Annotated in this window: 24 protein-coding genes; 6 read left to right on the top strand and 18 right to left on the bottom strand. The window is 58.3% G+C overall.

From position 1 onward, the window contains the following. The 4 genes from LARV_RS14110 to rpsF form a co-directional block, all read right to left on the bottom strand. Positions 1 to 472: SurA N-terminal domain-containing protein (locus LARV_RS14110; protein WP_172797883.1), on the bottom strand; the 472-nt coding region annotated here is incomplete at its 3' end. A 123-nt stretch (positions 473 to 595) separates the two neighbouring features. Continuing rightward, the gene (rpsR, locus tag LARV_RS14105) at positions 596 to 883 is read right to left on the bottom strand and encodes a 30S ribosomal protein S18 (protein WP_083522582.1); all 288 of its coding nucleotides are present in this window, start codon (positions 881 to 883) and stop codon (positions 596 to 598) included. 11 nt (positions 884 to 894) lie between these two features. After that, complete coding sequence (locus LARV_RS14100) at positions 895 to 1,299, bottom strand: single-stranded DNA-binding protein (RefSeq protein WP_075074234.1); 405 nt, start codon at positions 1,297 to 1,299, stop codon at positions 895 to 897. 43 nt (positions 1,300 to 1,342) lie between these two features. Continuing rightward, positions 1,343 to 1,627, bottom strand: coding sequence for a 30S ribosomal protein S6 (gene rpsF / locus LARV_RS14095; protein WP_075074233.1), 285 nt, complete (start codon positions 1,625 to 1,627; stop codon positions 1,343 to 1,345). Positions 1,628 to 1,844: 217 nt separating this feature from the next. Between rpsF and LARV_RS14090 the strand changes: the two genes are divergently transcribed. After that, positions 1,845 to 2,531, top strand: a complete 687-nt coding sequence (locus tag LARV_RS14090) for a TIGR00266 family protein (protein WP_075074232.1) — start codon at positions 1,845 to 1,847, stop codon at positions 2,529 to 2,531. Positions 2,532 to 2,583: 52 nt separating this feature from the next. Here the strand turns inward: LARV_RS14090 and LARV_RS14085 are convergent, their stop codons facing one another. From LARV_RS14085 to LARV_RS14050, 8 genes are all read right to left on the bottom strand, one after another. Then, complete coding sequence (locus tag LARV_RS14085) at positions 2,584 to 3,561, bottom strand: Gfo/Idh/MocA family protein (RefSeq protein WP_075074231.1); 978 nt, start codon at positions 3,559 to 3,561, stop codon at positions 2,584 to 2,586. 15 nt (positions 3,562 to 3,576) lie between these two features. Further along, complete coding sequence (gene recJ, locus LARV_RS14080; protein WP_075074230.1) at positions 3,577 to 5,937, bottom strand: single-stranded-DNA-specific exonuclease RecJ; 2,361 nt, start codon at positions 5,935 to 5,937, stop codon at positions 3,577 to 3,579. Between the two features lie 5 nt (positions 5,938 to 5,942). Next, positions 5,943 to 6,776, bottom strand: coding sequence for a PD-(D/E)XK nuclease family protein (locus LARV_RS14075; RefSeq protein WP_075074229.1), 834 nt, complete (start codon positions 6,774 to 6,776; stop codon positions 5,943 to 5,945). Further along, a complete protein-coding gene (locus LARV_RS14070) occupies positions 6,776 to 9,007 on the bottom strand; it encodes an ATP-dependent helicase (RefSeq protein WP_075074228.1) in 2,232 nt (743 codons plus the stop codon). The genes LARV_RS14075 and LARV_RS14070 overlap by 1 nt, the downstream gene beginning before the upstream one ends. Continuing rightward, positions 9,004 to 11,100 (bottom strand): UvrD-helicase domain-containing protein, encoded by a 2,097-nt coding sequence (locus LARV_RS14065; protein ID WP_083522581.1) that lies wholly within the window; start codon positions 11,098 to 11,100, stop codon positions 9,004 to 9,006. The genes LARV_RS14070 and LARV_RS14065 overlap by 4 nt, the downstream gene beginning before the upstream one ends. A 45-nt stretch (positions 11,101 to 11,145) precedes the next feature. Further along, positions 11,146 to 12,375 carry a CAP domain-containing protein gene (locus LARV_RS14060; protein WP_075074227.1) on the bottom strand — a complete coding sequence of 410 codons (1,230 nt, stop codon included), beginning with the start codon at positions 12,373 to 12,375 and terminating at the stop codon, positions 11,146 to 11,148. Positions 12,376 to 12,488: 113 nt separating this feature from the next. After that, on the bottom strand, positions 12,489 to 13,070 hold the full coding sequence (locus LARV_RS14055) for a 3'-5' exonuclease (protein WP_075074226.1): 582 nt from the start codon (positions 13,068 to 13,070) through the stop codon (positions 12,489 to 12,491). Further along, the gene (locus LARV_RS14050) at positions 13,067 to 13,897 is read right to left on the bottom strand and encodes a hypothetical protein (protein ID WP_075074225.1); all 831 of its coding nucleotides are present in this window, start codon (positions 13,895 to 13,897) and stop codon (positions 13,067 to 13,069) included. Before LARV_RS14050 ends, LARV_RS14055 begins: the two co-directional genes overlap by 4 nt. A 131-nt stretch (positions 13,898 to 14,028) precedes the next feature. On the opposite strand from LARV_RS14050, the gene LARV_RS14045 reads away from it, so the two are divergent. From LARV_RS14045 to ppgK, 4 genes are read left to right on the top strand one after another with little or no spacing between them, the layout of a single operon-like run. Beyond that, positions 14,029 to 15,528, top strand: coding sequence for a baseplate J/gp47 family protein (locus LARV_RS14045; RefSeq protein ID WP_075074224.1), 1,500 nt, complete (start codon positions 14,029 to 14,031; stop codon positions 15,526 to 15,528). Further along, positions 15,525 to 15,983, top strand: a complete 459-nt coding sequence (ruvX, locus tag LARV_RS14040; protein ID WP_075074223.1) for a Holliday junction resolvase RuvX — start codon at positions 15,525 to 15,527, stop codon at positions 15,981 to 15,983. Before LARV_RS14045 ends, ruvX begins: the two co-directional genes overlap by 4 nt. A 45-nt stretch (positions 15,984 to 16,028) precedes the next feature. Further along, the gene (gene mltG, locus LARV_RS14035) at positions 16,029 to 17,123 is read left to right on the top strand and encodes an endolytic transglycosylase MltG (protein ID WP_075074222.1); all 1,095 of its coding nucleotides are present in this window, start codon (positions 16,029 to 16,031) and stop codon (positions 17,121 to 17,123) included. 41 nt (positions 17,124 to 17,164) lie between these two features. After that, a complete protein-coding gene (ppgK, locus tag LARV_RS14030; protein ID WP_075074221.1) occupies positions 17,165 to 17,905 on the top strand; it encodes a polyphosphate--glucose phosphotransferase in 741 nt (246 codons plus the stop codon). On the opposite strand, the gene LARV_RS14025 is transcribed toward ppgK, so the two are convergent. The 3 genes from LARV_RS14025 to LARV_RS14015 form a co-directional block, all read right to left on the bottom strand. Next, a complete protein-coding gene (locus LARV_RS14025) occupies positions 17,902 to 19,359 on the bottom strand; it encodes an aspartate ammonia-lyase (protein ID WP_075074220.1) in 1,458 nt (485 codons plus the stop codon). The genes ppgK and LARV_RS14025 overlap by 4 nt on opposite strands. 64 nt (positions 19,360 to 19,423) lie before the next feature. After that, positions 19,424 to 19,834, bottom strand: coding sequence for a 4Fe-4S dicluster domain-containing protein (locus tag LARV_RS19915; RefSeq protein ID WP_083522580.1), 411 nt, complete (start codon positions 19,832 to 19,834; stop codon positions 19,424 to 19,426). Between the two features lie 42 nt (positions 19,835 to 19,876). Continuing rightward, positions 19,877 to 20,485 carry a superoxide dismutase gene (locus LARV_RS14015; RefSeq protein WP_075074219.1) on the bottom strand — a complete coding sequence of 203 codons (609 nt, stop codon included), beginning with the start codon at positions 20,483 to 20,485 and terminating at the stop codon, positions 19,877 to 19,879. A 115-nt stretch (positions 20,486 to 20,600) separates the two neighbouring features. Here LARV_RS14015 and LARV_RS14010 point away from each other — a divergent pair, with 115 nt between their 5' ends. Continuing rightward, positions 20,601 to 21,563: a DMT family transporter gene (locus tag LARV_RS14010; protein ID WP_201785924.1), complete on the top strand. Its 963-nt coding sequence runs from the start codon at positions 20,601 to 20,603 to the stop codon at positions 21,561 to 21,563. A 146-nt stretch (positions 21,564 to 21,709) separates the two neighbouring features. On the opposite strand, the gene malQ is transcribed toward LARV_RS14010, so the two are convergent. Genes malQ through LARV_RS13995 form a run of 3 tightly spaced genes read right to left on the bottom strand, consistent with a single transcriptional unit; the run spans position 21,710 to position 25,972 of the window. Then, positions 21,710 to 23,242 (bottom strand): 4-alpha-glucanotransferase, encoded by a 1,533-nt coding sequence (gene malQ, locus LARV_RS14005; RefSeq protein ID WP_075074218.1) that lies wholly within the window; start codon positions 23,240 to 23,242, stop codon positions 21,710 to 21,712. Further along, positions 23,232 to 24,488 carry a glucose-1-phosphate adenylyltransferase gene (gene glgC / locus LARV_RS14000; protein ID WP_083522578.1) on the bottom strand — a complete coding sequence of 419 codons (1,257 nt, stop codon included), beginning with the start codon at positions 24,486 to 24,488 and terminating at the stop codon, positions 23,232 to 23,234. Before glgC ends, malQ begins: the two co-directional genes overlap by 11 nt. Next, positions 24,485 to 25,972: a glycogen synthase gene (locus LARV_RS13995; protein ID WP_172797881.1), complete on the bottom strand. Its 1,488-nt coding sequence runs from the start codon at positions 25,970 to 25,972 to the stop codon at positions 24,485 to 24,487. The genes glgC and LARV_RS13995 overlap by 4 nt, the downstream gene beginning before the upstream one ends.

Here is a 25,972-nt window from a genome sequence, read left to right as displayed (position 1 = left end):
CGGGGGTACCGGTAGCAAATGGTGTGATCGTAAGGGTCGGCGTAGGGGTGCCGTTTGCATAGAAGTCAAACGCAGCCTGCAGGGCGGCATCGACTTCAGCATTGCTCACGGTGATGTTTTCCGCTTTGGCTTCCTGCGCAACCACCAGGTTGTCCACCATCCTGTCCAAAACGTCCTGCCCTAAAGTCTCCGTATTATCCAGATAGGATTGATACGATTCGACATAACTCTTGAAGTAATCGCCATATTGTTGGAATTGGACAATCTGATTCACCAGGTTATAACGCTGGTAGCGAACCATGTTTTTGAAGTCACGGACCGTGATGGACTGTCCATCCACCTTGGCGACGGGGCGAATCTGCTGCAAGTAGAGCGAATCCAGGACGCCGTAACCGATGACCAGAATAACCAGGACAGCGATGACAGTGACGCCGATCAAGATGTTGCGGCGTTGGGTGTTTTCGCGATCCAAGCGAGCTTGATGTTTCTTCGTTACGATCTTAGGCGTTACGTTTTTGGCCATAGAATTGACCTTTGAAAATAAATATGGGGCATAAGGCCAATGCCTGATGCCCCATTCTGGTCTACAGAACGGTTATCGTTCGTTCCACGATGATTCGCCGACGTAGGAAAGCAACGCGATGTAGCGGGCGCGTTTGATCGCGCGAGCCAAAACGCGTTGGTGGCGGGCGCAGGTGCCCGTTTGTCTGCGTGGGCGGATTTTACCTTCTTCGGTCACGAAGCGGCGCAGCATATCGGCAGCTTTGTAATCGATTTTGGCGTTCTTATCGGCGCAGAACTGGCAGATCTTGGGTCGGGGTGTAAACCGGCGAGGACCGCCGCCCATCGGCTGTTCGTTCTCAACCTGATGTTCATCAGTCATCTTACTTACTCCTAGAATGGATACTCGTCTTCGATCTCATCACTCACAAGCGGTTCACCGCCTTGAGTTTGAGTGGAGTCGCGACGATCGCCAAGGATCATCATTTCGCTGGCGACAATTTCGACACTGGTGTGTTTTACACCTTCGGTATCGTCCCAGCGGCGGGTTTGAAGACGGCCTTCGATATACACCTGTTGACCCTTGGCAAGGTACTGCTTGCAGATTTCTGCAAGGTTGCCCCACGTCACCACATTGAACCATTCGGTTTCCGTGTGGCGTTCGCCATCGGCTGTGTTCCAGGTCCGACTGGTTGCCACGGTAAAAGTGGTGACCGGTCTCCCGGAGGGTGTGTAGCGCATCTCGGGATCGCGCCCGAGGTGCCCAATGATCATGACCTTATTCAATCCCCGGCTCATTCTTATTGCTCCTTGACGAAAACGCGCACCGTTAACCGGTGCTCTACTCCATGTTGGCAATCAAGAACCGCATTACAGGCTCGAGGAACCGCAGATTGCGATCCAATTCAGCCGTATAATTTGGTGCCATCTGAGCCTGAATCAGTACGTATTGACCTTCACGCTGCTTGCGGATGGCAAAGGCCAGACGGCGCTTACCCCACAAATCTACTTTGTCGATTGTGCCACCAGCTTCAGTGATCCAACCTTTCGTCTTTTCGATGACGCCGTTCAGGGCAGTCTCGTCCAGATCCGGTTGGGCGATCAGAATAACCTCGTATGTACGCATTTGGAAAACCTCCTTTCCTCGGATATAGCCCCCGGTCTGTCCATTATTTTGCCAGGGGCGGAAAGGTAGCAACAATTATACAATTATTGCTTACCAAGTCGGATAAGTTTAACACACATTGTATGTTTTGGCAACGTGATCTTTCGCATCCCTTGTGCAGAAAAGCGCATTTTGCGATAATGAGAACATTGTATATCAAATCCTACGGAGAATTAGCATGCAAATCGAAATTCTATACCGCCCGTCCTATTCGGTCGCCAGGGTATCCCTGGACAGCAACGAAACCATCCGCACCGAATCAGGCGCCATGGTGGGAATGAGCGCCGGAGTGTCCATCGAGACCAAGATGCAAGGGGGATTATTGAAGTCCCTGGCGCGCTCAGTTTTGGGCGGCGAATCTTTCTTCATCAACACTTTCCATGCCGGACCCACCGGAGGCGAACTGCTGCTGGCGCCTTCTCTGCCGGGGGATGTTTTCACCCTGGAATTGCAGAACGAAGCCTTTCTCGTGCAATCGGGTTCTTTCCTGGCGTCCAGCGAGGGCATCGAGACGGACACCAAGTGGTCGGGCGCGAGAACCTTTTTCGGCGGCGAGGGCCTGATCATGCTGCGCTGCTCGGGAAAGGGCACCCTGGCGCTTTCCAGCTTTGGAGCGATCCACGAGATGGAACTGGCTGCCGGTCAGACCTACACAGTGGACACCGGGCATCTGGTGGCATTCACCGAGCAGATCGGTTTCCGCGTTCGCGCCATCGGCGGCGTGAAATCGACGCTCTTCGGGGGCGAGGGCCTGGTGGTCGATTTGACCGGGCCGGGGCGCGTCCTTCTTCAGACGCGCAGTCAGGGCGCCTTCCTGGATTGGCTGCTGCCGAAAATTCCAAAACAATCTTCGAACAACCAGTAAGAGTAAACTCTTACGCCGCCAGAGATGCTCATGAAGCACTCTGGCGGTTTTTTTACACCAGCATGGGTTTACCCGTCTGAGCGGATTGATACAGGGCGACCAGGCTGCGGATGATCTGGCAGCTTTCCTCGAGCGGCAGGCGGGGCGGCTGGCCGTCCAGAATAACTTCCGCCATATTTTCGACTTCGCCGCGGAACAGCTCAACGCCTTTGACTTTAAAGACCGTCTCTTTATCCTTGCACAGACTGAATTGGTGATCATTCTGGGAGCGGAAAGGGGTTGGAATCTGGATCGTGCCGGTCGAACCGCGCAGTTCCACGCGCGTGAACTTGGGCAGCACAAAGGAACTCTGGATCTGGGCCAACATCCCGCTGGCAAAGCGCAGCTGGCCGACGAACGTGGCGTCCACACCCGAAGGCGCCAGTTTCTGCCAACCCATGACTTCTACGGGCGCTTCACCGGCGATCAGCATCGTATAACTGAGCGGGTAGCAGCCCACATCCCACAGACTGCCGCCGCCCTGCGCGGCCTTCCAACGGTAATCTTCAGGCCGGTCGAGTTGGAAAGAAAACGAACCCTGGATGTAGCCCACTTCGCCGATTTCACCGGCGTCGACCAATTCTTTGACCTTGAGGGTCTGGGGATGATGCCGGTACATGAAGCCCTCGGCGATGTGAACCCGGTTCTGCCGGGTCGCGGTGAGAATTGAATCCACATCGGCGACGCTCAACGCCAGCGGTTTTTCGCACAAAACGTGCTTGCCGGCTGCGGCGGCCTTGAGCACCCATTCCACGTGCATGTGGTTCGGCAGGGGAATGTAGACGACATCGATGTTCGGGTCCGCCAGTAAAGCCTCATAACTGCCGTAGGCGCCTGGAATCTTCCATTGGCCCGCAAATTCACGGGCGTTTTCCAACGAACGCGAGGCGATGGCCGTCAATTGATTTCGTTTCGTCGCCCGCAGCGCGGTGATCATGGCGCGGTTGATGCGCGCAGTGCTCAAGATACCCCAACGCAGAATTTTTTGCATGGAATGCCCTCGCAGTCAATGATCTCGTCTTGATTTCGTGGCGGATGGCGCTGCCGGCATCAGCAGCCAGGCAGGATCCGCCCGCCGGTAATAGGCCCGGTAAGCCGCCGTTTCATCCAGCAGGATTGTGATGCGGCGCATGGCCGTTTGCTGAGCGCCTTCATCGCTGATCCCACCGCCGGTAAGCTGCACTTGCCCCGTTTCATCCAGTGTGAAACGAATATCGCCATGCGCAGCCAGCCAGTCCAGCCCGGCGCGGATGGTCGATTCACGCTGAGCGGTGGCAGCGGCCAATTCGACGAGGCTGGTCCGACCTTCGCGATGCTTGAGCGCAAAGATGAGCAGACCGGCCAGACGGCGCTTGAAGGCCTCCGGATCGTCTCCGGATGGCGAATAGGCCAGCAGGGTGACTTTCTCAGGCTGCACGCGTTCGAGAACGCCGGCCAGTTCCCTGGGGCCGGGCGGGCAGGTGAAAATCACCAATTCCGACGCAGATTGCAGCTTATGCCGCCCCAACCCGCATTTGCCTGGAATTTCACCTTCAGCCCAGACCATGCGCTCATCAGCGGGCGGCAGGTGGGTGAGCGTGAATTCCGGATCCGCGTCAGCGCGCAGATCAGCGATGCGATAGGCCGCTTTGGCGTGTTGGATTTCGACCGGTTTTTCTCGTTCGATGGGGCGGGCGTGCAGCCATTCCATCTGAACCTGGGCCTGTCCGCGAAAATTGGACGCGCTGAGTGTGTAGGCCAGGTCGAACGGGCCATCCGGACGGGGCAGGCCGGCTCCCTGCCACCAGATGACTTTTCGGCTGGCACCGTCCGGCGCTTCCACCACCAGTTGCACGTGTTCACCGTTGCGGCCTACCGGCGTTTCGCTGAGAATACGCAGGTCGCGGCTGGCCAGCGTCAGGGGCGGGTTTCCGGCCCCGAAGGGAGCCAGGCGGTCGAGGCTTTCGACCAGCGCCAGGTCGATCGCGTTCAGGTCCAGATAGCCATCCACCTCCAACTGCTGAACCAGCGGTTTTCCACCCGTCTGGTCGAGGATGGCGCGGTTCAGGCGGCGCTGAAAAGCCGGCAGGTTCTCGGGGTGGAGGCCCAGCCCGGCGGCCATGGGATGCCCGCCGAAATTAGCCAGCAGTTCCCCTCCGGAAGCGATTGCGGCCGTGATGTTGACGCCCTCGATCGAGCGCGCCGAGCCACGGGCCACCTGACCTTCCGGGGTGGAAAGGAGCAGAGTCGGGCGGTGATAGAGCTCGACCAGCCGGCTGGCAACGATGCCAATCACGCCGGCCGGCCAATTGGCGTGGCTGAGAACCAGCGCGGGCTGGCGCAGCAGGTCCGGATTTTGCTGGATTTGGGACTGGGCGGCCTGGAAAACCTGGTCGGTGAGCAGTTTGCGGCGCGAATTGAAGCCGTCCAGGCGGGCGGCGGTGACATTGATCAGGGCCGGGTCGGCGCTGAGGAAAAATTCGACCACCGGATTGGCATCCTCCAGGCGCCCGATGGCGTTCAAAGCCGGCGCAAGCTGGAAGCTGATGTGCGATTCGGTCAGGTAATCGCCCTCGACGCCGGCATGCTCCAGCATGGCCCGCAGGGCCGGACGTGGGGCGGCGCGCATCCGGTCCAGGCCGCGCTGTACCAGATAGCGCGTTTCGCCGCGCAGGGCGGCCAGATCGGCAATCGAGCCGAGCGCGGCCAGGTCGGTGTAATTTTCCAATTCACCGGCCAGGCCGGCGCGCACGAACAGGGCTTCGACCAGTTTGAAGGCCGTGCCCACACCGCACAGGGTGGATAGCGGATTCTCCGGCCCGACGCGCTGCGAATCGACGACCGCGTAGGCGCCGGGGAGCGTCTCCGGCAGGGTGTGGTGGTCGGTGATGACGACGTCCACGCCGTTGTTCTGCGCATAGTCAATCGATTCATGCGCGGTGACGCCGGTGTCGCAGGTGAGCAAGACCTGGATGCCCTGCCGGAGGAAGGTTTGCAGGCTGGCAAGCTGCACGCCGTGGGATTCGACGGCCCGCACCGGGATGTGATACACCACATCCGCGTTCAGGCGGCGCAGCGCCGAAACCAGCAGCGCGGTGGCAGTCTGGCCGTCCACGTCGAAATCCCCCCAGACTCCGATGCGTTCATGCTGCGCCAGGGCGTGTTCGATGCGCACGACGGCCTTTTCCATGTCCGGCAGGCTGAACGCATCCGTGGGGGTGTAATATTTACGGTCCAAAAACGGCAGGGCTTTCGCGCGGGTATCCAGGCCGCGCCGGAGAAGCGTCTGGGCAGCCAGAGGCTGTCCGCCGGTCAGTTCCAGCGCCCAATCCGGCGCCTGGATGGGTTCGGGTTCAATCCACTGCAGCACATCGACGGGCAGGGTCATGCCGGCTAAAACTCGATTTCTTCGATTTGCCCAAAATCGAAATCATCGGACCGGGCAGAGGGTTCGGCATCGGCGGTTTCTTCATCCCACTCGCCGGCGCGATCACCGCGTTTGCAGAAGGAGCGGAAATTGCACAGGCGGCATTGGTGTTCGATGTCCCCGGTCAGCGTCATGACCTGGTCCGCGCTGCGCCGGATGGCGTCGATATAGGCGCTTAGCAATTTTTCATCTTCCGCATACTGTGCAGCGGAATACGGCAGGTGCAGCGGCTTGTGCGGTTCGGCGGTGAACCAGTAAATCAGCTCCACCTGCTCCGGCTGCCATCGGATGCCGCCGTTCAGATGAGCGCCGGCCAGAACCACCAGGAAGGGATACAAACGGCTCTGGACGCGCTCGCGCAGGCGGGCCGTGGAGGGACGTCTGCGGCTGGTCTTCCAATCGACGATCAGGATCTGCCGGCCGGGCTCGATCGCCAGCAGGTCGTATTTCGCCAGCAAACGAAAACCGGCAAAAGGCGCCGAGAGGGTATATTCGATCTTGCGTACCGGCGGCAGGTCCTGCGGCAGATTTTGCAGGTAAGCCTGCCACCAGTCGAGCAGATCGGGATCGCTGCCGGCGGTGGTTTCCAGAACTTCGGTGGGCAGGCCAAGCTGGTGCTGCTGCACCAATTGATGGAAGCTTTCGCCCAACTGCATGTGGTGTTCCTGCTCCAGAATCGGCTCGCTCTGGACAGCCGGCCAGGCCATGCGTTCCAGGTAACGCAACTGGAACCGGCGCGGGCAATCCAGGTAGTCCTGCAGGTTGTTCTGGCTGAAAGAAAAATCAGGGGAGATCGGCATCAGACATTTCCTTTCCAGCCGGATTGGAGAGCCAGGATGGGTAAGGCCTGCTGCGAGTCGCCGCGCCGGCCGGTGTTCCAGGTCACCACCAATTCGCGTCTGGCGCGGGTGATGCCCACGTACAGGACGCGCAGGCGTTCGGAAGAATATTCCAGGCGCGCTGCGCGGGTGGCGGGACCGTCCTCGATGTAAACCCCTTCCAGATCGCCATCCGCCAGCGCCTTGAGACGCGCCAGCGCTTCGGCCTCCAGGTTCAGTCGGTCGCGGACGAACCATTTTTCCGAAATATAGTTGTCGTAGGGTTGGGCCGAGGGAAAATCGTAGTTGTTGGCCGAGAGCAGGTAGACGCGATCCCATTCCAACCCCTTGGCTTTGTGCAGGGTCGCCACCACGACTTTGCCCTTATACCGGTCCGGATCGAAACCGGTGTCTTCCTCGCTGAAACCCGGCAGCTTGCGTTCGTTACGGGCCACGCTCGAGAGCTCTTCGGCAAATTCGATCAACTGCCATTCCGGGTGGTTGGCTGCGGCGCGTTCGAGCAGCAGCGCCAGCTTATGCGCCAGCGCGAGATCGGGGGCATTTGTGAAGAGTTCCTGGCTGATGGTCAGCAGGAGCTGATCCACCGGCAGCAGGGAGGCTTTCTGCCAGCGCACGATCCGGTCGCGGAAATCCGCCAGGATCTGGCGCACCTCATCCGCCACCTGATCCGACGGCAGGGCGGCCAGCCAATCGCTGTCCGGCAGCGGAGCCAGGTAATCTTCCAGGCGTGGGCAGCGGTCCAGCAGCGCCACGGCGCCTCGATAATAATTCACCATTGCCTTGTCGTCTCCGGCCGCGATGCGCCCCAGGCGTTTCAAGACATCCTGCAATTTCGTCGCTGAACCCGGGTCGGCCAGACTGCGCAGGCAGGCGGCCAGGATATCCGCTGTCGAACGGGTGGATTGGCTGCTCTGCAGCAATTCGACGTATGGAATGTCGCGTTTTTTGAGCTCCTCGACGATTTTGGCGCCGCGTTCGTTGCGTGAGGTCAGCACCGCCACCGTCCAGTCCGAATGCTCCGGCAGCCAGCGTTTGAGCGAGATCGCCACGCTCTCGATTTCCTTTTCAGCCTCGTAACCCTGAGGCATGATGAAGATGCCATTCGGGTCATCCGGTGGATTGGGCTGCGGGTCGCCGGGAGGCGTGGGCTGGATATACGGGCGGGTGAGCGCATCGCGCAGTTCAGGCACCGGATGGGCTGCGTTGGTCCATTCGATGAGCGAATTGGCCAGATGGATGATGCTGCGCGTGGAACGGCCTGAGTTTGGCAGGTTGCGGGCCGCCACGTCGGGCTCGCGCAGGAAATCGCGCAGAAAGCGCGGGCTGGCGGTGGTGAACGTTTCGTAGATGGCCTGATTGGGGTCGCCGACGCGCACCCAGTTGCCATCCAGACCGACCAGGCTGCGCAAAATCTGTTCCTGCAGGCTGCTGCTGTCCTGGGCTTCGTCTTCCAGAATATACGGCCAGCGATAATGCAGGCGGCGCTGGTAATCCGGATCCGACTGCAGGGCCAGCAGCGCCAGCCGGATGAGATCCGAAAAATCGACCGCGCTGCGGTAGTTGAGCGAACGCTGGTAATCCGTGTAGATTTCCAGGCCCAACTGGAGCAGAGGATGCGGCTCATTGATGTCCTGCATCAGACGCTGTAGATCGGCCGGCAGAAGCTGCAAGTCCTTGGCCTGGCGGATGAAACTGCGCGCCAGGCTGTCGACCAGGTCGATCCAATGCTTTTGCGTATAGTGGCTTGAATTGAGGTCCACGTCCGGGGCGGACCAATCGGTGATGAACTCCGGATGGATACGCAGCCAGCTCGCCACCGCGGCGTCCATGATTTCCTGGGATTCGCGTTCGTCGACGATGGTAAAGTGATCCGAAAGCCCAACCAGGTCCGGCCGTTCGCGGACGATGTCGTGCGCCAATCCGTGCAGCGTGCGCACCCGGTACCCCAGGTTGGGAATGAGGCCTTTGTCGCGCAGGAAGCCGGAAATGCGGGTCGAGAAGTTATCCACCGCAGAATTGACCAGGGTCACGATCAGGACTTCCTGGTCGTCGAACAGGTCGGCCTGTTCGATCAACCGGGCAGCCAGCCAGGACAGCGTGTAGGTCTTGCCGCTGCCGGGGACGGCCGAGATGCCCATTCTGCCGCCGGCGTAGTTGACGATTTCTTCCTGGGCCGGGCGAAGGGAGGTCATGGCTGCACCTCCCGCGCGTTCAGGCGCCGGCGCAGGGATTGAAACGCCTGGAGCAGCGGGCCGTGTTCTTCATCGCCGCGTTCGTTTAGCGTGACGCTGCACACGAACACCCGGCCGCTGCAGCGCCGCAGGAGGCCGCGCAGCATGCGCGCCAGCGATTCCTGGTTGGCGCTGTAATCCTCCACATCGGTCCATTTTCGATCCGGCGGCCAGCGTCGACTGAGCACGTAGGGGTGGGTGAGGGGCTGCATCAGGCGCTGCCACCAGTTCAGGCTGCCGGCGTCCAGCCAGAATTGCACCTGCGCCGGGCGGTTGGTCATCAAAAACGTATGCGCCGGCGAAATCAGCACGGCGTCCGTGCGCGCCAGTTCCTCGTAGGATTGGGGCGATTGGGCGGCGATGACGCCTTCGGCGATCATTTGCATGTAGAGCTTGCCGTTTTCGGCGTCGCTTGCGGCGCGGCGGAATTTCTGCACCGATTCGACCAGCCGCGCCGTGACCGCGGCGGCTTCCAGATCGCCTGCGAAGCCGAAACCGGGTTGGGACAGCAGTTCGCCAAAGATGCGCGCCAGAAAGCCATCCAAAGGCAGCGGCTCGGAGGTCCGGTAGGCATCCAGCCAGGCGCGCAGCGCTTCCAACTTTTCGCCGATGCGGTGGGTGATCCGCTCCTGCATGGCCGGCACCAACCGGTCGAAGGAAGCCAGCCCTTCCCTGGGTTTCTTGGGTGAAAATAACGTCTGGGCGCACAGATCGGCGCGGATCAAATCCATGCCGCCGAAGGATTGCATCAACATCACGCGAATTTCCTGGCGCGTGATGGGCAGCTCCCAATCCGGATGGGCCAGTTTGGCCAGGGTGAGCAAACAGCGCGTGGCCGGTTCATCGCGTAACGTGCGCGACGGGCGGTGCGAGCGCGCCGGAATGCCACGGCTTTCCAGCTCGGCCATCAAGGAAAAGCGCAGTGAATCCGAGACGAACGGCGCCAGGATGGCGATTTCACCGGGGGCGACGCCTTCCTCGTGCACCAGTGACTCGATTCTCGCGCCGATCCACCCGATCATCGCCGGGTAGAAGCGCTCGAAGTGGATCTGATGAACCTGGTCGACGGCCGGGCTGGGGGTATAAACGCGGCGCAGGAGGGCGTCGCTGAGGCAGGCGGAAAGTTGATCGATCCTGGGGTTGGTGACGTAAGTGCCCTCGAACTGCACTTTTTGTTTACAAATTTCCGCCAACGTGGTGCCGGTTTCGGTGTCCGCGCCCAGGAAAGCGCGGTATCCGCCGTCGCTGTCATTGATGACCAGCGCCGAGGTAAAAGAGGGCAGCCATTCCTGCAGGATATCGTGCGCGGCGGGCACGTCTTCTTCGATGTTATCGTAGATCAGATGGGTGAACGTCTGGGTGAGATAATTTCGAACCAGGAAGGAAGTCCAGAGCCGGTGATAGAAGATTTCCAACTGCAGGGAGAAATCCAACAGGTTGTTCTCAAGACAGTACTGGCGGAAACGATTGGCGCATTCCTGGGCCTGGTCGTAAACCAGCAACTGGGCGGGTTTGCCCACCCAGGCGGCTTTCAAGCGCGTGGCCAGCTCGGTGTGCTCGAACCCGATGAATGCGGCTTTGTTCAGGTTATCCAGAATCTGGCTGAAGAGGCGGTTGCGGTCGATGGTGACGCCGTCGAAGTAGCCCTCCTCCAGCAACGGATCGACCACCTGGGCCATGTAGAACTGGGCCGTCTCGGCGGTGAGAAAGACGGGCGATTTTTCCGGGTGGGCAAAACCCGCATCGCGCGCGACGACCGGCCAGAACAGGCTGACCAGGCGTTGGGCAAGGCCGTTGAGGGTGAGGATGACCGGCAGGCTGCCAGGCGGAAGATCGGGGCGCTGCACAGCCTGAACATAAGGCTGTGCCAGCGTACGCTGCGGTGTGAGGATCAAAATCTGATCGCCCGGAATGCCGGAGTGCAGCAGATGATCCAACCAGGCCACAGCCGCGGTGGTTTTTCCACTGCCGGCCGGGCCTTCGAGATACACGCTGCCAACGGGTTCGCGTTCGATGATCGCCTGTTGGGCTGCTGAGAGGGATAGAGTTCCCAAGCACAGGCTCCTGGAAAAAAGATATCCCTATTGTAGCCCAAGTTTTCAACGCAGGACGCTGGGAAGGAACACTTTAAAGGGCAGATCATCCACCACGGTCAAATCGACCGGGACCGTATAGAGTGTACCCGAGATAGAGGCAGGCGAGGTGATGGTGAAGGTCAGGCTGCCCTGGTAAGTCCCCACCGCCAACCCGCCTAAATTTTCAGGAGCGACCTCGATGATCGTGTTGGGCGTTTTGCCGCTGGTGGCGGACAGACGGATCCAGCCACCGGATGCGGATAACGTCCAACTCAACACGTCCGCGGTACCGGTGTTGAGGGGCTGCAGCGAGCTGTACACCGGGGTGATCGAATGATCGGCTTTGATGTATAAGAAATGAATGCTCTCGGGCAGGTTGCCGAGCGTCGCTTCACCGGCCAGATAAATTCTGTCGCTGGCCGAAGTGACCTCTCCGCTGCTTTTGCGCATTTCGACGCTTACGATGTGGGTGAGATTGCCCGAGCCGTTCAGAGTCCAATTCACCTGTTCCTGAAATGGCAACCAGTTCGACCACTGCGAGGCGTCATCCCGGATGCGGTATTCGTTGAAAACGCCTTTCCCGTAGAGATAAACCGAAACAGAGCGGCTATTCGTGGCCGCGCTTTCCCGGTTGATGACCACCGGATAGCCGTTCGAGCGGGTGCCGAAATCCTGTACCCAGAAATCGCCCAGTCCGGTCCCGCCGTGATAATAGCCAACACCCAGCTCGCGAAAATTGGGGTTGAGGATGTTGGCCCGGTGGCCTTCCGAGGCCATCCAGGCATTCATGGCCTGTTCAGGCGTATCCTGCCCACCTGCGATGTTCTCACCGGCGGCCGAGTCATAGGCGTAATATTTGCTCACGCGCGTCCAGACGCCGCACACCAGGCTGAGGGTTCCGTTGATTCGATCGTAGGTGTCGTGGTTGAAGTAATCGTCCGCCATCATGTCGTTGGCCTGATAGCGGGAGGCATTGGACAGGGCCTCGTTGCTTTTTAGCGGGGCGACACCTGCTTTGGCGCGTTCGGCATTAACACGTTCGATGATTTCCTGCTCGAAAGCGGCGTTTTGGACGGAGATGGTCGTGAACGTGCAGCCCGTGCTGTCCGGTTCGGCAAATCCGGCGTTCGAATCTGCCGGCTGCCAGGCCGTCGAATCCGTGGATTCGGTTGGAATCGTTTGAGGAAGATTTGCAGCCGAGAGAAGTTGCAAACAAAAGAAAGCAATTACAAATAAGGAATATTTCTTCGCCATTTAACCTGTGGTGGAGTTAATCGATAACCGTTGTAGACCGGGGTTTTCCTAGTCTACCATAGCCCCAGTGCGGATTACCTGGCAAAACTGTTAAATTTAGGATATTGTTAGGTTTAATACTCTAAACCAGCCATGCAATGGAATACGGCCCGCGTCAGCAGCGTATCCGCAGCGGCGCGGTGCGCGTTGGGGAGGGGAATATTGAAGAATTTTCCAGCCTCTTCCAGTTTGAAGATCTTCTTCCCGCGCCGGTACGGATCCCATTCACCGCGAAAATCGGAATAAACCTTCATCACATCCACGGCGTTGAACGTCTCGCGCCAGGGCAGGCGGTAGATGGTCATCGATTGCTGCATCAGCCGCAGATCGTAATCGGCATTGTAGAGACCCAACGGGTGGCTGTTCAGCAGGCCGCGCAGCGATTGCCATAGAACCGGCCAGGAGGGCGCCCCCTGGACCATCTCATTGGTAATGCCGTTGATCGCCGTCGCATCTGCGGGGATGGGGCGGCTGGGTTTCACGAAGGACTGCTGGAGAATCTGGCCATGGGTATCGACGATGGCGATTTCGACGATCTCGGCTTCTCGATCCAGGCCGGTGGTCTCCGTGTCCAGATAGAGCGGTCCTTCGTTTATCTTTTGGCGGATAAAGCGCGCAATCTGCTGGCGGATCGGAGAATCAGGTATCGAGGTCATTTGAGTTCCCAATAATCGAATTCACTCAGGCTGACGCTAAAATTCGCGGTCTTCAGGCCGGCGATGAAGGCGCCGAAATTGCCCTGACCGGAAAGCTGGTCATCGGTTGTTTCGGTCAGTAAGGCGCCGTTCACGTACAGGCGGATCTTATTGCCCTCCAACCACACGCCCAACCGGTTGGTCTGGTTGGAGCCGGAGTGGATGGCAGGGGCTTCCTTCAAATTCACCAGGCTGGAGAACTGGCTGCCGTCGAAATGCGACAGACTGTAGCGTCCATCGCAGGTAATGGCGAAGAAGTCGCCGCCGGTATCTTCATTCGAGCGGAACAGCAGGCCGTATTGGTCCCCGCCGCTGCATGAGCCGGTCGAAAAACTGCCCTCGATGTAGGTGTTTCCCGATTTGGCGAATGTTGTCCGCCAGCCCATCCAGCCTTCCGCGGAATAGCTGGTCAAAACCAGATGGTTATTCTGGATCTCGATGCGGGTGTGACCGTCATCGTAGGGTTCATCCAGACCCCACAGGCCGGCTTTTTTAAAGGTATCCCGGTAGGTTGGTTCGCCCAACTGGCTGCGCGGATCGTCCGTGGAAACGGTGGGCGTGGTGGAAGGCGTTGGGGTGGACGAGGTTGCCTGGGTTGTGGGTGTTGCCGGCTGCGGGGTGAGACTGGCCTGCAGATCCGTGGTCGGCATGGCCGCCAGGATGGTGGCCACCTGGGTGGCGACGATATCCGGGGTGGGGCTGCTCTGAGAACGGCGGGGTAAATTACAACCGCTGGCGATTAGAACCAGCAGGATCAGGATCGATGTAAAGAAAATTTTGCGAGTCACAAGCTTCAAGCCTCCGAATGGCAGTAATTATAGTCAAATTGCGCAGGAATGCAAAAAGCCGTTCATCCGGAAGCGCAACCTTAACTTTACCTTTAGAAGAAAAGGCCGTTGTATAATTCAACCAGCCTGTTATGAAAACAATCGTAATCCAACTCGACCTCCATGATGATTTGATCTCCGTCCGCGATAAGATGGTCTGGAGCAAGGCGCAACGCATTTTGCTGGTCTGGCCGGATGAGCGCCGCCCGCATCTGGACCGTAAATATGACCTGGTATCGCTGCAACGGCAGGCCATCAGCCTGGGAGCGCAGCTGGGATTGGTGACGCGTGACCAGGAAGTGATCGCCAACGCCAGGGAACTGGGTGTGGTCATTTTCCGATCGGAAAAACAAGCCCAGCGTTCGCGCTGGCAGCGCACGCGCACTCAAAAGCGGTTCCACCGGCGGGAACTGGACCCGGAGCGGGTGAAGACGTTGAAGGAAGCCTCCGGCAATGTAAATCCCCGCGCCTTTCGCCTGGGCTGGTCACGCCTGGCGGTTTTCAGCGCCGGCGTGATTGCCGTGCTGGCCATGAGCGTTTTTTTACTGCCCGGAGCAACCGTGAGGATCGAACCGGTCCAGCAGGATCAAAGCCTTTCCATGATCGTAAAAGCAGATCCCGGCCTGACCAGCCCAAGCCTGAGCGGGGTCGTCCCGGCTGAGAAGGTCAGTACGGTGGTCGAAGTGCAGGGCCAGATCCCGTGCAGCGGAAAAACCAGCATCCCGGATCGGAAAGCCTGGGGCTCGATCACTCTGACCAATTTAACAGACCGCAGTCTGGATCTGCCAGCGGGTAGCGTCGTCTCGACCCTGAACCCGGATGAGCAACGCTTCGAAACCTCACGAAGTGTTCAATTGTCTGCCGGCGCCGGTCAAACGGTGGATGTCGAAGTCCAGGCCCTGGCCGGCGGAAGCGCCGGGAATGTGGCCGCTGAGACCGTAAAAGCGATGGAGGGCTCCTTCGGACCGGACCTGGTTGTGACCAATCCGGAGGCTTTTAGCGGCGGCAGTGATCTGAATGTTCCCTCCGTTGCGCAATCTGATTACGATCGCCTGCGCAGGCAGTTGATGGCCGAATTGAAGGCCAACGCGCAGACGGATCTCGAATTTTCTCTGGGCGGCGGGAAGAATTTACTGACGGACACTCTTTCCATGGGAAACCATATCGAGGAAACCGTTTCGCCTGAGGTGGGCAGCCCGGGCGATACGCTCACCCTGAACCTGCGGGCGGAATTCGACGCGTTGGCCGTGGACAGCCAGGATGTGCAGCGCGTCGTCGTGGCCGCCCTGGATGCCAGCCTGCCGGCCGGCCAGCTTGCCATGCCATCCTCCCTGAGCATTACCCCAGAATCCAGGATGACTCAGTCGGTTGAGGGGCGCATCGAGTGGACGGTGAACGCTCATCGAAAGACCATCTCAGATCTGCCGCGTGAGATCCTTTTGAAAGCCGTCCTCGGCAGACGTCCCGATGCGGCGGTCCGGAATCTGGGTGAGATTCTAAAACTGGAAAATCCACCCCAAATCGAATTGACGCCATCCTGGTGGTTCTGGATGCCGTCGCTGGGTTTTCGTATTCAATTCGAGGTGCAATGATCGAGGAAGTTGGCCGCGTTTTGGCAGTCGACCCGGGTGAAAAGCGATTGGGCATTGCCGTCAGCGACCCGACGGCTACCATTGCCAATCCGGTGACGGTACTGGAGCATGTCTCGCGAGTCGTCAATGCGGCCAGCATCGCCCAACTGGCGCGCGAATACGGCGCGGTCTTGATCGTGATCGGACAGGCCCTGGATTGGGACGGCGAAGCGACCCCCTCATCGCGAAGGGCGGTTCGCCTGGCCGAAGCGCTGCGCGAACAAACCGATATCCCCATCCTATTGTGGGACGAATCGGGCAGCACCCGCGAGGCGCGTTCGGCGCGTTTTGCTATGGGCGTGAACCGGCGAAAACGCCAGGGTCACCTGGATGAGATCGCTGCCACCGTGATCCTGCAATCTTATCTGGACGCGCGATCCCAATCCGGAGATTCGTCGATAGAACAAGGAAGGTGAATTTTGTCGCAACGTCGATCCAATTGTCGGAGCGTTCTTTTGGTTATGATTTTAATGGTGGCCTGCGTGGGAATTCTGGGGGCATTCCTGGCGTTCGATACCATCCCGGCGCAGGCTCGCAAAGTCTATGGACAGCCATCCGCGGGGCTGGGTTTGTTCGATCGAGCCTGGTACGGGGCGCAGTTATTATTGAATCAATCCAAACTACTGGTGCCGGTTGGCGAGGGCGCCCAACAACCGTTTATCATCCAATCCGGTGAGTCGGTCAACTCGGTGGCCTACCGCCTGGAAGAAAACGGCCTGGTGCGCGATGCAGGCGCTTTTCGCCTGTATATGATCTATGCAGGCATGGACCAGACCATGCGTGCGGGAATTTACACCCTTAATCCGGGCATGATACCCATGGATATCGCTGGCATCATCCAGAATCCCACTTCGCAGGAAGTCACATTTGTGATCCTGCCCGGCTGGCGGGTGGAAGAGATCGCGAATCTATTGCCGACCTCCGGCCTGTCGGTGACGCCGGATGAATTTCTGGCCCTGATAAGAAACCCGGCCGGTTTGTCGCTTCCGGAAGGCCTCGAACCCGGCGCCAATCTGGAGGGCTTTCTGGCGCCCGGCGAGTACCAATTGCGCCGGGATATCAGCGTGGAAAATCTGGTGCAAACTTTTCTGGATCGATTTTCAAGCGAATTGACACCCGATATGCTGGCCGGTTTCGAGCGCCAGGGTTTGAACCTGCCGGAAGCCGTAACCCTGGCATCGATCGTCGAAAAAGAAGGCGTGGTGGATGACGAGCGGCCGATGATTGCTTCGGTGTTCTATAACCGCATGCAGGCCGGCATGAATCTGGACAGCGATCCGACCGTCCAATATGCCCTGGGGTACAATGCGGCGCAGCAGACCTGGTGGACCAACCCGCTGAGTCTGGACGATCTGAAAACCGATTCGCCCTTCAACACTTACGTCTATAACGGGCTTCCGCCGCATCCAATTTGCAATCCGGGATTGACGGCGCTCCAGGCTGTTGCTTATCCGGCCCAAAGTCCGTATTATTATTTTCGGGCGCGTTGTGATGGCACGGGTACGCATGCTTTTGCGAAGACCTATGAAGAGCACGTTCAAAATGCCTGTCCATAAATAACCGGTCGATCTTTCGAAGATCACCAGAGGAGCTTGGAATGGACATTCTCGGTATCGATATTGGCGGCTCGGGAATCAAAGGCGCGATCGTCGACGTCAGCAGTGGAGAAATCAAGACCGAACGCTATCGTTTGCCCACGCCGGAAGGGGCGTTCCCGGAGGACGTGGCTGAAACGATTGCCCAGGTTGTCAAGAATTTCTCCTACCAGGGACCGGTCGGGATGGGTTTTCCGGCTGTGATCATCCATGGGGTCTGTCTATCGGCGGCCAACATCGATCCGAGTTGGATCGAAACCAATGTCAACGGATTGATTGGTAATAAGATCGGCATGCCCGCGTATACGGTCAATGACGCGGATGCGGCCGGCGTGGCCGAGATGCGGTTTGGCGCCGGACGGGGGTTCGACCGCGGCGTGGTGATCATGCTGACCCTGGGAACTGGGATTGGCTCGGCGGTCTTTACGAATGGAATCCTGGTTCCCAACACGGAGCTTGGGCACATCGAAATTCGCGGCAAGGATGCTGAAAGGCGCGCCTCGGATGCGGCCCGCAAACGGAAGAATTTATCCTGGGAAGAATGGGCCGAACGGTTCCAGGAATATCTTGAATATATCGAGAAACTTTTCTCACCGGATATGATCATTCTGGGCGGCGGCGCCAGCAAAGAATCGGAGCGCTTTCTCAACCACCTGGATACCCGCGCCAAATTAATTCCGGCCCAGTTGTTGAACCAGGCCGGGATCATTGGCGCAGCCATCTATGCCAGCGAGCAGAACTAACCGCCGCCGGCTCCACCGACCATTCCGCCTTCGGTAAATTTGCGCAGATCGGCAAAGATTTCCTGGACTTCAGTTTCATTCAAAAGCTCGCCGGAGGTTCGTTTGAGCAGCCCCTGGCGGGCTTTTTCGACGGCGACTTCCTGAATGGTGAGGTCGCGCGCCAGGGCTTCCTTGACCAGGGCCGCGCCGGCCGCATAGCCGATGATTGGATTCATGGCCGTCACCAGAATGGTGTTCTTTGCCAGCCAGCCCTCGGCTTTTTCGCGGTTGGCTTTGACTCCGACCACGCACTTCTCCGTAAAGGCGTTCACCGCCCCAATGGTAACCTGCATGGCTTCGAACAGGTTGTGCGCAATGATCGGCATCATCACGTTCAATTCGAGTTGTCCGGCCTGCGCCGCCAGGTTGATGGTCGCGTCGCAGCCGATGATGTGGAACATGGCCATGTCCAGCATTTCAGCCAGCACGGGATTGACCTTGCCGGGCATGATGCTGGAGCCGGGTTGGACGGCAGGCAGGCGGATTTCGTCCAGACCGGTGGCCGGGCCGGAGGACAGCAGGCGAAAATCGTTGGCAATCCGGATCAAGGTCGATGCCAGCGTGCGCAGCGCAGCCGAAAAGTCGACCACGTCCGCCATCGATTGCATCGATTCGAAGAGATTATCCGAAGGACGGAGCTTCAAGCCGGTCAATTCGGATAGCCGCGCCACCATTCGCGCCGGATACCCGGGCGGGGCGTTCAGGCCGCTACCCGTGGCCGTGCCGCCAATTCCCAGACGGCGCAAACCATCCGCGGCGCGTAAAATGCGCTCGCGATCGCGCTCGACGGCGCGGGCGTACGCCCCAAACTCCTGACCCAGGCGCACCGGAACGGCATCCTGAAGGTGCGTGCGACCGGATTTAACGATATCGTCGAACTCGACCGATTTAGCGTGCAGCGCTTGCGCCAGGCGTTCGAGCGCGTGATCGAGTTCCTCCAGACGCCACAGACAGCCCAGCCGGATGGCGGTTGGAATGGTGTCGTTGGTGGATTGAGACATGTTGACATGGTCGTTGGGGTGGACGCGATATTCACCCGGCTGGCCGCCCAATAACATGGTTGCGCGGTTGGCGATGACCTCGTTGGCATTCATGTTGTGGCTCGTTCCGGCGCCGGCCTGGAACGGATCGACCACGAAATGCGCATCCCACTGGCCGGCCATTACCTCGGCTGCCGCGGTTGAAATCGCACCCGCGCGGCTGGCATCCAATAATCCCAATTCCTGGTGCACATCCGCGGCGGCGCGTTTGATGACGGCCATCGACCAGATGAAGGCTCGCCAGGGTTTCAAACCCGAAATCGGGAAGTTCAACACCGCGCGCTGAGTCTGCGCGCCGTATAACGCGTCCACTGGAACCCGAACCTCTCCCAGCGAATCTTTTTCGATGCGGAATTTTTGAACTGAATCGTTCAATGGTCACCTCCAGAAATAGAAAGAGGAAGTCCTCGAGGACTTCCTCTTTGCAACTCAGAGAGAATTAGCCTGCGGCTTTGTAGCCGGGGCCATTCTTATAGAATGCAGCGTTTACCGGAATATCCGGAGTCAAGTCGACCACTTCACCAGCCGCCAGGATACGCGTCGCTTCGAGATGGACCGCTTCGCCGTCGTGGTTATGACCATCGAAAACCGTGGTGAAGCCGGCAGTCCCAACGGGCTGGGAAAGGTATTCACCGCCCTTAGCTTTGTAGGCTGAGGGAACTTCATCTTCTGGGAAGATCGCCGCCCAGGGGCATTCGGGTACACAGGCGCCGCAATCGATGCAAGTGTCCGGGTCGATATAGTACCACGGGTATTTATCGACCGGATTACCCGGCACAATGCACTCCACAGGGCAAACGGTGGCGCATCCGCCGTCACGTAAACACAGGCTGGTGATAACGTGAGTCATGTTTGGTTCCTCCAATGGGGTGAAGATGAACAGAAATTGGGTTTAGTCTTCGGTATAACGTCGCTCGGCTTCCTCCCAATTGACCAAATTCCACCAATTGGTCAGATATTCCGCGCGGCGGTTTTGATATTTGAGATAATACGCATGTTCCCAAACGTCCACGCCAAGTACGGGCGTCAACCCTTCCGCAAGAGGGGTGTCCTGATTGGGCGTGGAGTGGACAACCAGATCGCCGTTCGCTCGCTTGCTGAGCCAGGCCCAGCCGCTGCCAAATCTTCCCAAGCCGGCCTTCTCGATTTGCTCCTTCAGGGCCGAGTAGCTGCCAAATGAAGCCGCAATCGCCTGCGCCAGTTCTCCGACCGGTTCTCCACCTTTCTTTGGTCCCATCACGCTCCAATAAACGATGTGGTTGTAGTAACCACCGCCGTTATTCCGCACCGCGGTGCGGATTGCTTCTGGAACATCATTCAAATCCTTCAGCAAACGTTCGATGGAGAGTTTGGATAGTTGGGGTTGGCTGCTCAACGCGTTGTTGAGATTGGTCAGATAGGCATGATGGTGCTTGGTATAATGGATCTCGACCGTTTGAGCATCGATCCAGGGTTCAAGCGCATCGAACGCGTACGGCAATTGGGGAAGTTCGAAAGCCATTCAAATACCTCCTAAATGCTCACTATGAATACTGTTAATGTGCAATCTTACCTTTGGCTGTCTAAATTCTAGCCATTCGAATATTGTTTGTCAAGCAAGAAGTAAAGGCGATCATTTGAAATTCACGGATATCTCTCATTCCACGCCGGCTTACCTCGTTCTCGGGGTGGGAATTCTGGCGGTATCCTCGGCGTCCATATTGATTCGCATTTCCCAACAGGAAGCGACGTCGCTCGTCATTGCTGCCTATCGCCTGACGATTGCCAGCCTGGTGTTGCTGCCCATTACCGTGTCGCGTAATGGAATCGAATTGCGGTCATTGAAAGGTAAACAACTGGCGAGATTGATCGCGGCAGGTGGTTTTCTGGCGCTGCATTTTGCCACCTGGATCACTTCATTGGAATGGACGACAGTCGCCAGTTCGGTGGTGCTGGTTTCGACGACGCCATTGTGGGTGGCGCTCGCTTCGCCGATTTTCTTGAAGGAAAAGATTTCCCGCGGGGTCTGGTTGGGATTGGGACTGTCGTTGTTGGGCAGCCTGGTGGTGGGGCTCAGCTCGAATTGTTCGATCGAAGCCGGACGGCTCACCTGTGATTTGGGGGTCCATTTCTGGAGCGGCAGGAGCCTGCTTGGCAATACCCTGGCCTTGATCGGCGGTATGTGCGCCGCCGGTTATCTGGTGATCGGCCGACAGGCGCGGCCATCACTTTCGCTGCCCGTCTACATTTTCTGCGTCTACGGCGCCGCCGCTCTGGGCCTGCTGGCCATCGCCCTGGTTTCCGGCGCCAATTTCATCGGGTTCAACTCCGGAAATGGGTTTCAATTTTTTTCTCTTCCGGTGTGGTTATGCCTGATCGGACTGGCGCTGGGGCCGCAATTACTGGGGCATTCGGCTTACAACTGGGCTTTGCGTTATCTTCCGGCGGCTTCCGTTTCGGTAGCGCTGCTGGGCGAACCCATCGGGACGACCATTCTGGCCTTTTTCCTTTTGCGGGAAACACCTTCGTGGATCGAATTGGCCGGCGGCGCCTTGATCCTGGCCGGCATTTTCATTACCTCGCGCGCGTCCCCGGAATAAGCGGGAATACAAACAGAGGTCGCCCCGCTCTCTTTCGGAGACAGCGGTCGACCTCTGTTATCACGTTCGATAAGGGCAGACTGCCCGTCCCCGCCTGCCCTGAAAAGGGCTAGGGGAGCGCGCCTGCCGCAGTCGCCTGAATCAGCCTAATAAGTTGGTTTCTTGGGCGGAACGACCGGTTCAGGACCGACGGAGCGCCGGTAAAGTGTATTCTGTGCCTTGATGCGCGCCTGCAGCGGGGCGCTGAGGGCATCGGCCGGCATGCGCCAGCTCCAGTTGCCGCCAAGCCGGCCGGGCAGGTTCATGCGCGCCGCGGTGTCAAGATTGAGAAAATCCTGCATGGGTGCGAGGGTGAAGGAGGCCACCGAACTCCAGACGGCGCGAATCATATCCCAGGCGATATCGTCTCCGGAACGGGCCAGATAGCGCCTGCAAAAATCGCGTTCCACCTCGGGGGCGCTGTGGTACCAGCCGCGGGTGGTATCGTTATCATGCGTGCCCGTATAGGCGACGCAATTCACCGGGTAATTGTGCGGAAGGAAGGGTTCGGTGGCATCGCTGCTGAAGGCAAATTGCAAAATCTTCATCCCCGGCAGGTGAAAATGATCGCGCAGCTCCACCACATCCGTGGTAATTTCACCCAGATCTTCGGCGATGATGGGCAAATCACCCAGAGCCTGCTGGATTTTATCGAAAATATCCTGACCCGGTCCGCGCCGCCAGACGCCGATTTCGGCGGTGGGCATGCCAAATGGAATTTCGTAGTAACCGGCAAAGCCGCGGAAATGATCCAGTCGGATGATATCGAATAATTTTAGGGTGGCTTTGATGCGCTTGATCCACCAGGCGTATCCGCTGGCGCGGTGCACATCCCAATGATAAAGCGGGTTGCCCCACAACTGGCCGGTCGGCGAAAAATAATCAGGTGGAACACCTGCGACCACGGTAGGTTGGCCGTTTTCATCCAGATAGAATAATTCTTTATTCCCCCAGGCATCCGCGCTGTCGAAAGCGACGAAAATGGGAATATCGCCGATGATTTGAATGCCCTGTTGGTGGGCGTAATCGCGCAGGGACTGCCACTGGCGGAAGAAGAAGAACTGGCGCAAAATGTGGCGCTGAAGATTTTCCTGGTTTTTGCGGATAAATTCCTCGATGGACCTGGAATCTCGCTGCCGCAGGGGTTCGGGCCACTGGCTCCAGGCAACACCGCCCTGGGACTCCTTGATGGCCATAAACAGTGCAAAATCATTCAACCAGTCCGATTGGTCCTGTTGAAAGACATCGAATTCACGCTTCAATTCGGCGCTTGCCGTGCGCTTGAAACGTTCTGCCGCGCGATCCAGCAGGGTCAATTTCCATTGGATCACCTGCCCATAATCGACTTCCGTGGGGGAAAAAACGGGCCGGTCGCTGAAATCTTCGCGTTTCAATAAGCCGTCTTGCATCAATAAAGCCGGGCTGACCAGATAGGGGTTGCCGGCAAAGGCAGAAAAACATTGATAGGGCGAATCGCCATACCCGGTTGGGCCCAATGGAAGGACCTGCCACAGGCCGCACTCGGCGCCGGCCAAAAAATCAACCCAACGGTAAGCTTCCGGACCCAGATCGCCGATGCCATCCGGGCCTGGAAAGCTGGTGGGATGAAGGATGATCCCTGAAGAACGCTTAAACTTCATTGGGTAATCTCCTGGTTTGAACATAAACGCCTGATTCTACCACCGGTCCGGAAAAATCTTCCGGAATTACATCCGGCCCCACCATCGCTCCGGGACCGATTGTCATGCCGGCCGGAATGACGGCGTTCTTACCGACCATGGCAATCATTGGTTCGCCTTCGGTGATGCCGCCGATGACGGTATTGCCCCCGATCTTGACGCGTTTGTCAATGACGCAGCGTTGAATGGTCGATCCCGGGGCAATTTGTGCATCGGTTAACAGAATGGATTCTTCGACGACGGCGTTGGCTCCCACCCGCACCCCGGCGCTCAGGATCGATCGAACGACCCGGGCGCCGGATTCGATGATACAACCATTGCTGACCAGCGAATCCTCGACGACGGCGTCCTTCAGAATGCGCATAGGGGGCCGTTCTTCCGAACGGGTGTGAATGATCCAGTGTGGGTTGTAAAGGTCGAACGCCGGGGATAAGCTCACCAGATCCATGTGCGCCTTCCAGTAGGAGGCCACGGTACCGACGTCGACCCAGTAGCCGGTAAATGGGAAGGCGAAAACACGCAGGCCCTTGCGAATTAAATCCGGCAGGATGTCCTTGCCAAAGTCGTGGGAGGAGTCTTGTTTGAGGTGATCATCCCATAGGGCTTTATCCAGCAGATCGCGGTTGAACAGGTAGACGCCCATGTTCGCCATGTTCGAGGGCGGATCGACGGGTTTTTCGACAAACGAGGTGACCCGCTGGTTCGGCCCGATGCCGACGATTCCGAATCGGGAGGCTTCCTCGACCGGGACCGAAATGGTGGCCAGGGTGAGATCCGCCTGATGCTCCTGGTGAAACTGGATCATCTCGCGGTAATCCATCGAATAAATATGGTCGCCAGAAAGGATGAGGATGAAATCGGGGTCGCCGTGCTTGATGAAGGTAAAATTCTGCTGGATGGCATCGGCGGTGCCCACAAACCAGGACGAATTGCGCGCCCGGTAGGGGGTAAGGATGCTGATGCCGCCGGTGATTTCACGGTTCAAATCCCATGGGCCACCCGAGCCGATGTGCTCGATAAGTGAATGCGGCCGGTACTGGGCTACCAGCATGACATCCGATATACCCGAATTGACGCAGTTGGATAATGCAAAATCGATAATCCGGTATTTTCCAGCAAAAGGGACGGCAGGTTTGGTGCGTTTGGCGGTCAACACGCCCAGTCGGGTTCCTTCGCCGCCAGCCAGGATGATCACTCGAGTTTTCATCGTTGATTCTCCCATAAATTTATATACAAATTGGCGTATTCCAAAGCGGATTTTTTCCAGGAAAAATCTTGTTGCATGCCGTTGATCTGGTACTGCCGCCAGAGGGCCCGGTCAGAATATTGGCTGAGCGCGCGCTGCAGAGCCGCGTTCATGGCATCCGTCTTGATTTCTTCGAACAGAAAACCATTTTTAGGATGTTCGTCGGAGTTTTCAAAAATTGTATCCCGCAGGCCACCGGTTGCCCGCGCCAGGGGAACGCAGCCGTAACGCATGCCGATCATCTGCGCCAGGCCACAGGGTTCATACCGGGATGGCATGAGCAGGAGGTCGCCGCCGGCATACAAACGGCGTGAAAGGCGCGTATCGAAGCGAATGACTGCGCGGACGCGGTCAGGGAATTGCAGCTGCAGGCTGCGGCAGGCGGATTCCAGAATGGGATCGCCTGTGCCCAGCAAAATAGCCTGCCAGGGTACGTGGGTCATCTGTGTCAAACTGTCCACCGCCAGATCGACACCTTTTTGCGGGTCCATGCGGCTGATCAATATGAGCAGGGGAATTTTCGGGTCGTACGAAAGATCGAACTCGTCCAGAATGGATTTCTTGTTGTTCTCACGCGATTCCAGATTGGCCGCAGTGAAGTTGGAAGCGATCAACGAGTCCTGCTCAGGGTCCCAGCTTTCCTGATCCAACCCGTTGAGGATGCCCGAAACGATCGAGGAGCGTGAAATCAGGAAATCCTGCAGGCCACATCCAAATTCGGGCGTCAGGATTTCTCTGGCGTAGGTGGGCGAGACGGCAACGATGCGGTCAGCCGCCAGCATGCCCAGCGGCAGCGGAAACTGGCGCGCCCAGATCGGCAGGCGCAAATCGCGCACCGGCTGAATGTCAAACTCCGCCAGGGCGCGTTCGGCGCCGGCGCCCATAAAGGGTAGATTATGGATGGTCAAAACAGAGCGGGTCTGCGCGAAGAATGGGTCCCTGGAAAGCCGGTTCCGGGCCAGGTAGAATACTGAAAGGGCGGTATGCCAGTCGTTGGCATGCAGGATATCCGGCCGCCAGTTCAACTGGCGAGCCATTTCGACGGCAGCCTGCGAGAAGTAGGTGTACTTCACCCCATCGATATAATTGTCGCCCGAATACACCGGGGTTTCCGTGCCAATCGGCGCTCCCTCGATCATATAGACCGGCACATTCGATATATAAGTCACATATGCGCGGGTCGGTATCGGACCGCTGGGATGCTGGACGATGAAGGATGCCACGGGTTGGGGATCGAGGAGTTTGCGGGCCACCTCTCCATGATAGGGAATCACCAGCCGGACATCCAGGCTGTGCCCTCCCAGCAGATCGCCAGGGAGGCTGCGAAGTGCATAAGGCAGCGAGCCGGCCACGTCTCCGAGCCCACCGACTTTGATCAACGGCGCAGCCTCAGCCGCGAGAAAAAGGACTCGCAAAGGAGAAGGTGGAGCAGGAGGAATCGACAC

It is taken from the genome of Longilinea arvoryzae, assembly GCF_001050235.1.
GTDB classification, from domain to species: domain Bacteria; phylum Chloroflexota; class Anaerolineae; order Anaerolineales; family Anaerolineaceae; genus Longilinea; species Longilinea arvoryzae.
This window is presented reverse-complemented; position numbering and strand designations above follow the sequence as displayed.

Bases quoted from the DNA above. Each gene is read 5' to 3' on its own strand.
- rpsR (WP_083522582.1), bottom strand. From the start codon at position 883: ATGACTGATGAACATCAGGTTGAGAACGAACAGCCGATGGGCGGCGGT.
- LARV_RS14100 (WP_075074234.1), bottom strand. From the start codon at position 1,299: ATGAGCCGGGGATTGAATAAGGTCATGATCATTGGGCACCTCGGGCGC.
- rpsF (WP_075074233.1), bottom strand. From the start codon at position 1,627: ATGCGTACATACGAGGTTATTCTGATCGCCCAACCGGATCTGGACGAG.
- LARV_RS14090 (WP_075074232.1), top strand. From the start codon at position 1,845: ATGCAAATCGAAATTCTATACCGCCCGTCCTATTCGGTCGCCAGGGTA.
- LARV_RS14085 (WP_075074231.1), bottom strand. From the start codon at position 3,561: ATGCAAAAAATTCTGCGTTGGGGTATCTTGAGCACTGCGCGCATCAAC.
- recJ (WP_075074230.1), bottom strand. From the start codon at position 5,937: ATGACCCTGCCCGTCGATGTGCTGCAGTGGATTGAACCCGAACCCATC.
- LARV_RS14075 (WP_075074229.1), bottom strand. From the start codon at position 6,776: ATGCCGATCTCCCCTGATTTTTCTTTCAGCCAGAACAACCTGCAGGAC.
- LARV_RS14070 (WP_075074228.1), bottom strand. From the start codon at position 9,007: ATGACCTCCCTTCGCCCGGCCCAGGAAGAAATCGTCAACTACGCCGGC.
- LARV_RS14060 (WP_075074227.1), bottom strand. From the start codon at position 12,375: ATGGCGAAGAAATATTCCTTATTTGTAATTGCTTTCTTTTGTTTGCAA.
- LARV_RS14055 (WP_075074226.1), bottom strand. From the start codon at position 13,070: ATGACCTCGATACCTGATTCTCCGATCCGCCAGCAGATTGCGCGCTTT.
- LARV_RS14045 (WP_075074224.1), top strand. From the start codon at position 14,029: ATGAAAACAATCGTAATCCAACTCGACCTCCATGATGATTTGATCTCC.
- ruvX (WP_075074223.1), top strand. From the start codon at position 15,525: ATGATCGAGGAAGTTGGCCGCGTTTTGGCAGTCGACCCGGGTGAAAAG.
- mltG (WP_075074222.1), top strand. From the start codon at position 16,029: ATGATTTTAATGGTGGCCTGCGTGGGAATTCTGGGGGCATTCCTGGCG.
- ppgK (WP_075074221.1), top strand. From the start codon at position 17,165: ATGGACATTCTCGGTATCGATATTGGCGGCTCGGGAATCAAAGGCGCG.
- LARV_RS19915 (WP_083522580.1), bottom strand. From the start codon at position 19,834: ATGACTCACGTTATCACCAGCCTGTGTTTACGTGACGGCGGATGCGCC.
- LARV_RS14015 (WP_075074219.1), bottom strand. From the start codon at position 20,485: ATGGCTTTCGAACTTCCCCAATTGCCGTACGCGTTCGATGCGCTTGAA.
- malQ (WP_075074218.1), bottom strand. From the start codon at position 23,242: ATGAAGTTTAAGCGTTCTTCAGGGATCATCCTTCATCCCACCAGCTTT.
- glgC (WP_083522578.1), bottom strand. From the start codon at position 24,488: ATGAAAACTCGAGTGATCATCCTGGCTGGCGGCGAAGGAACCCGACTG.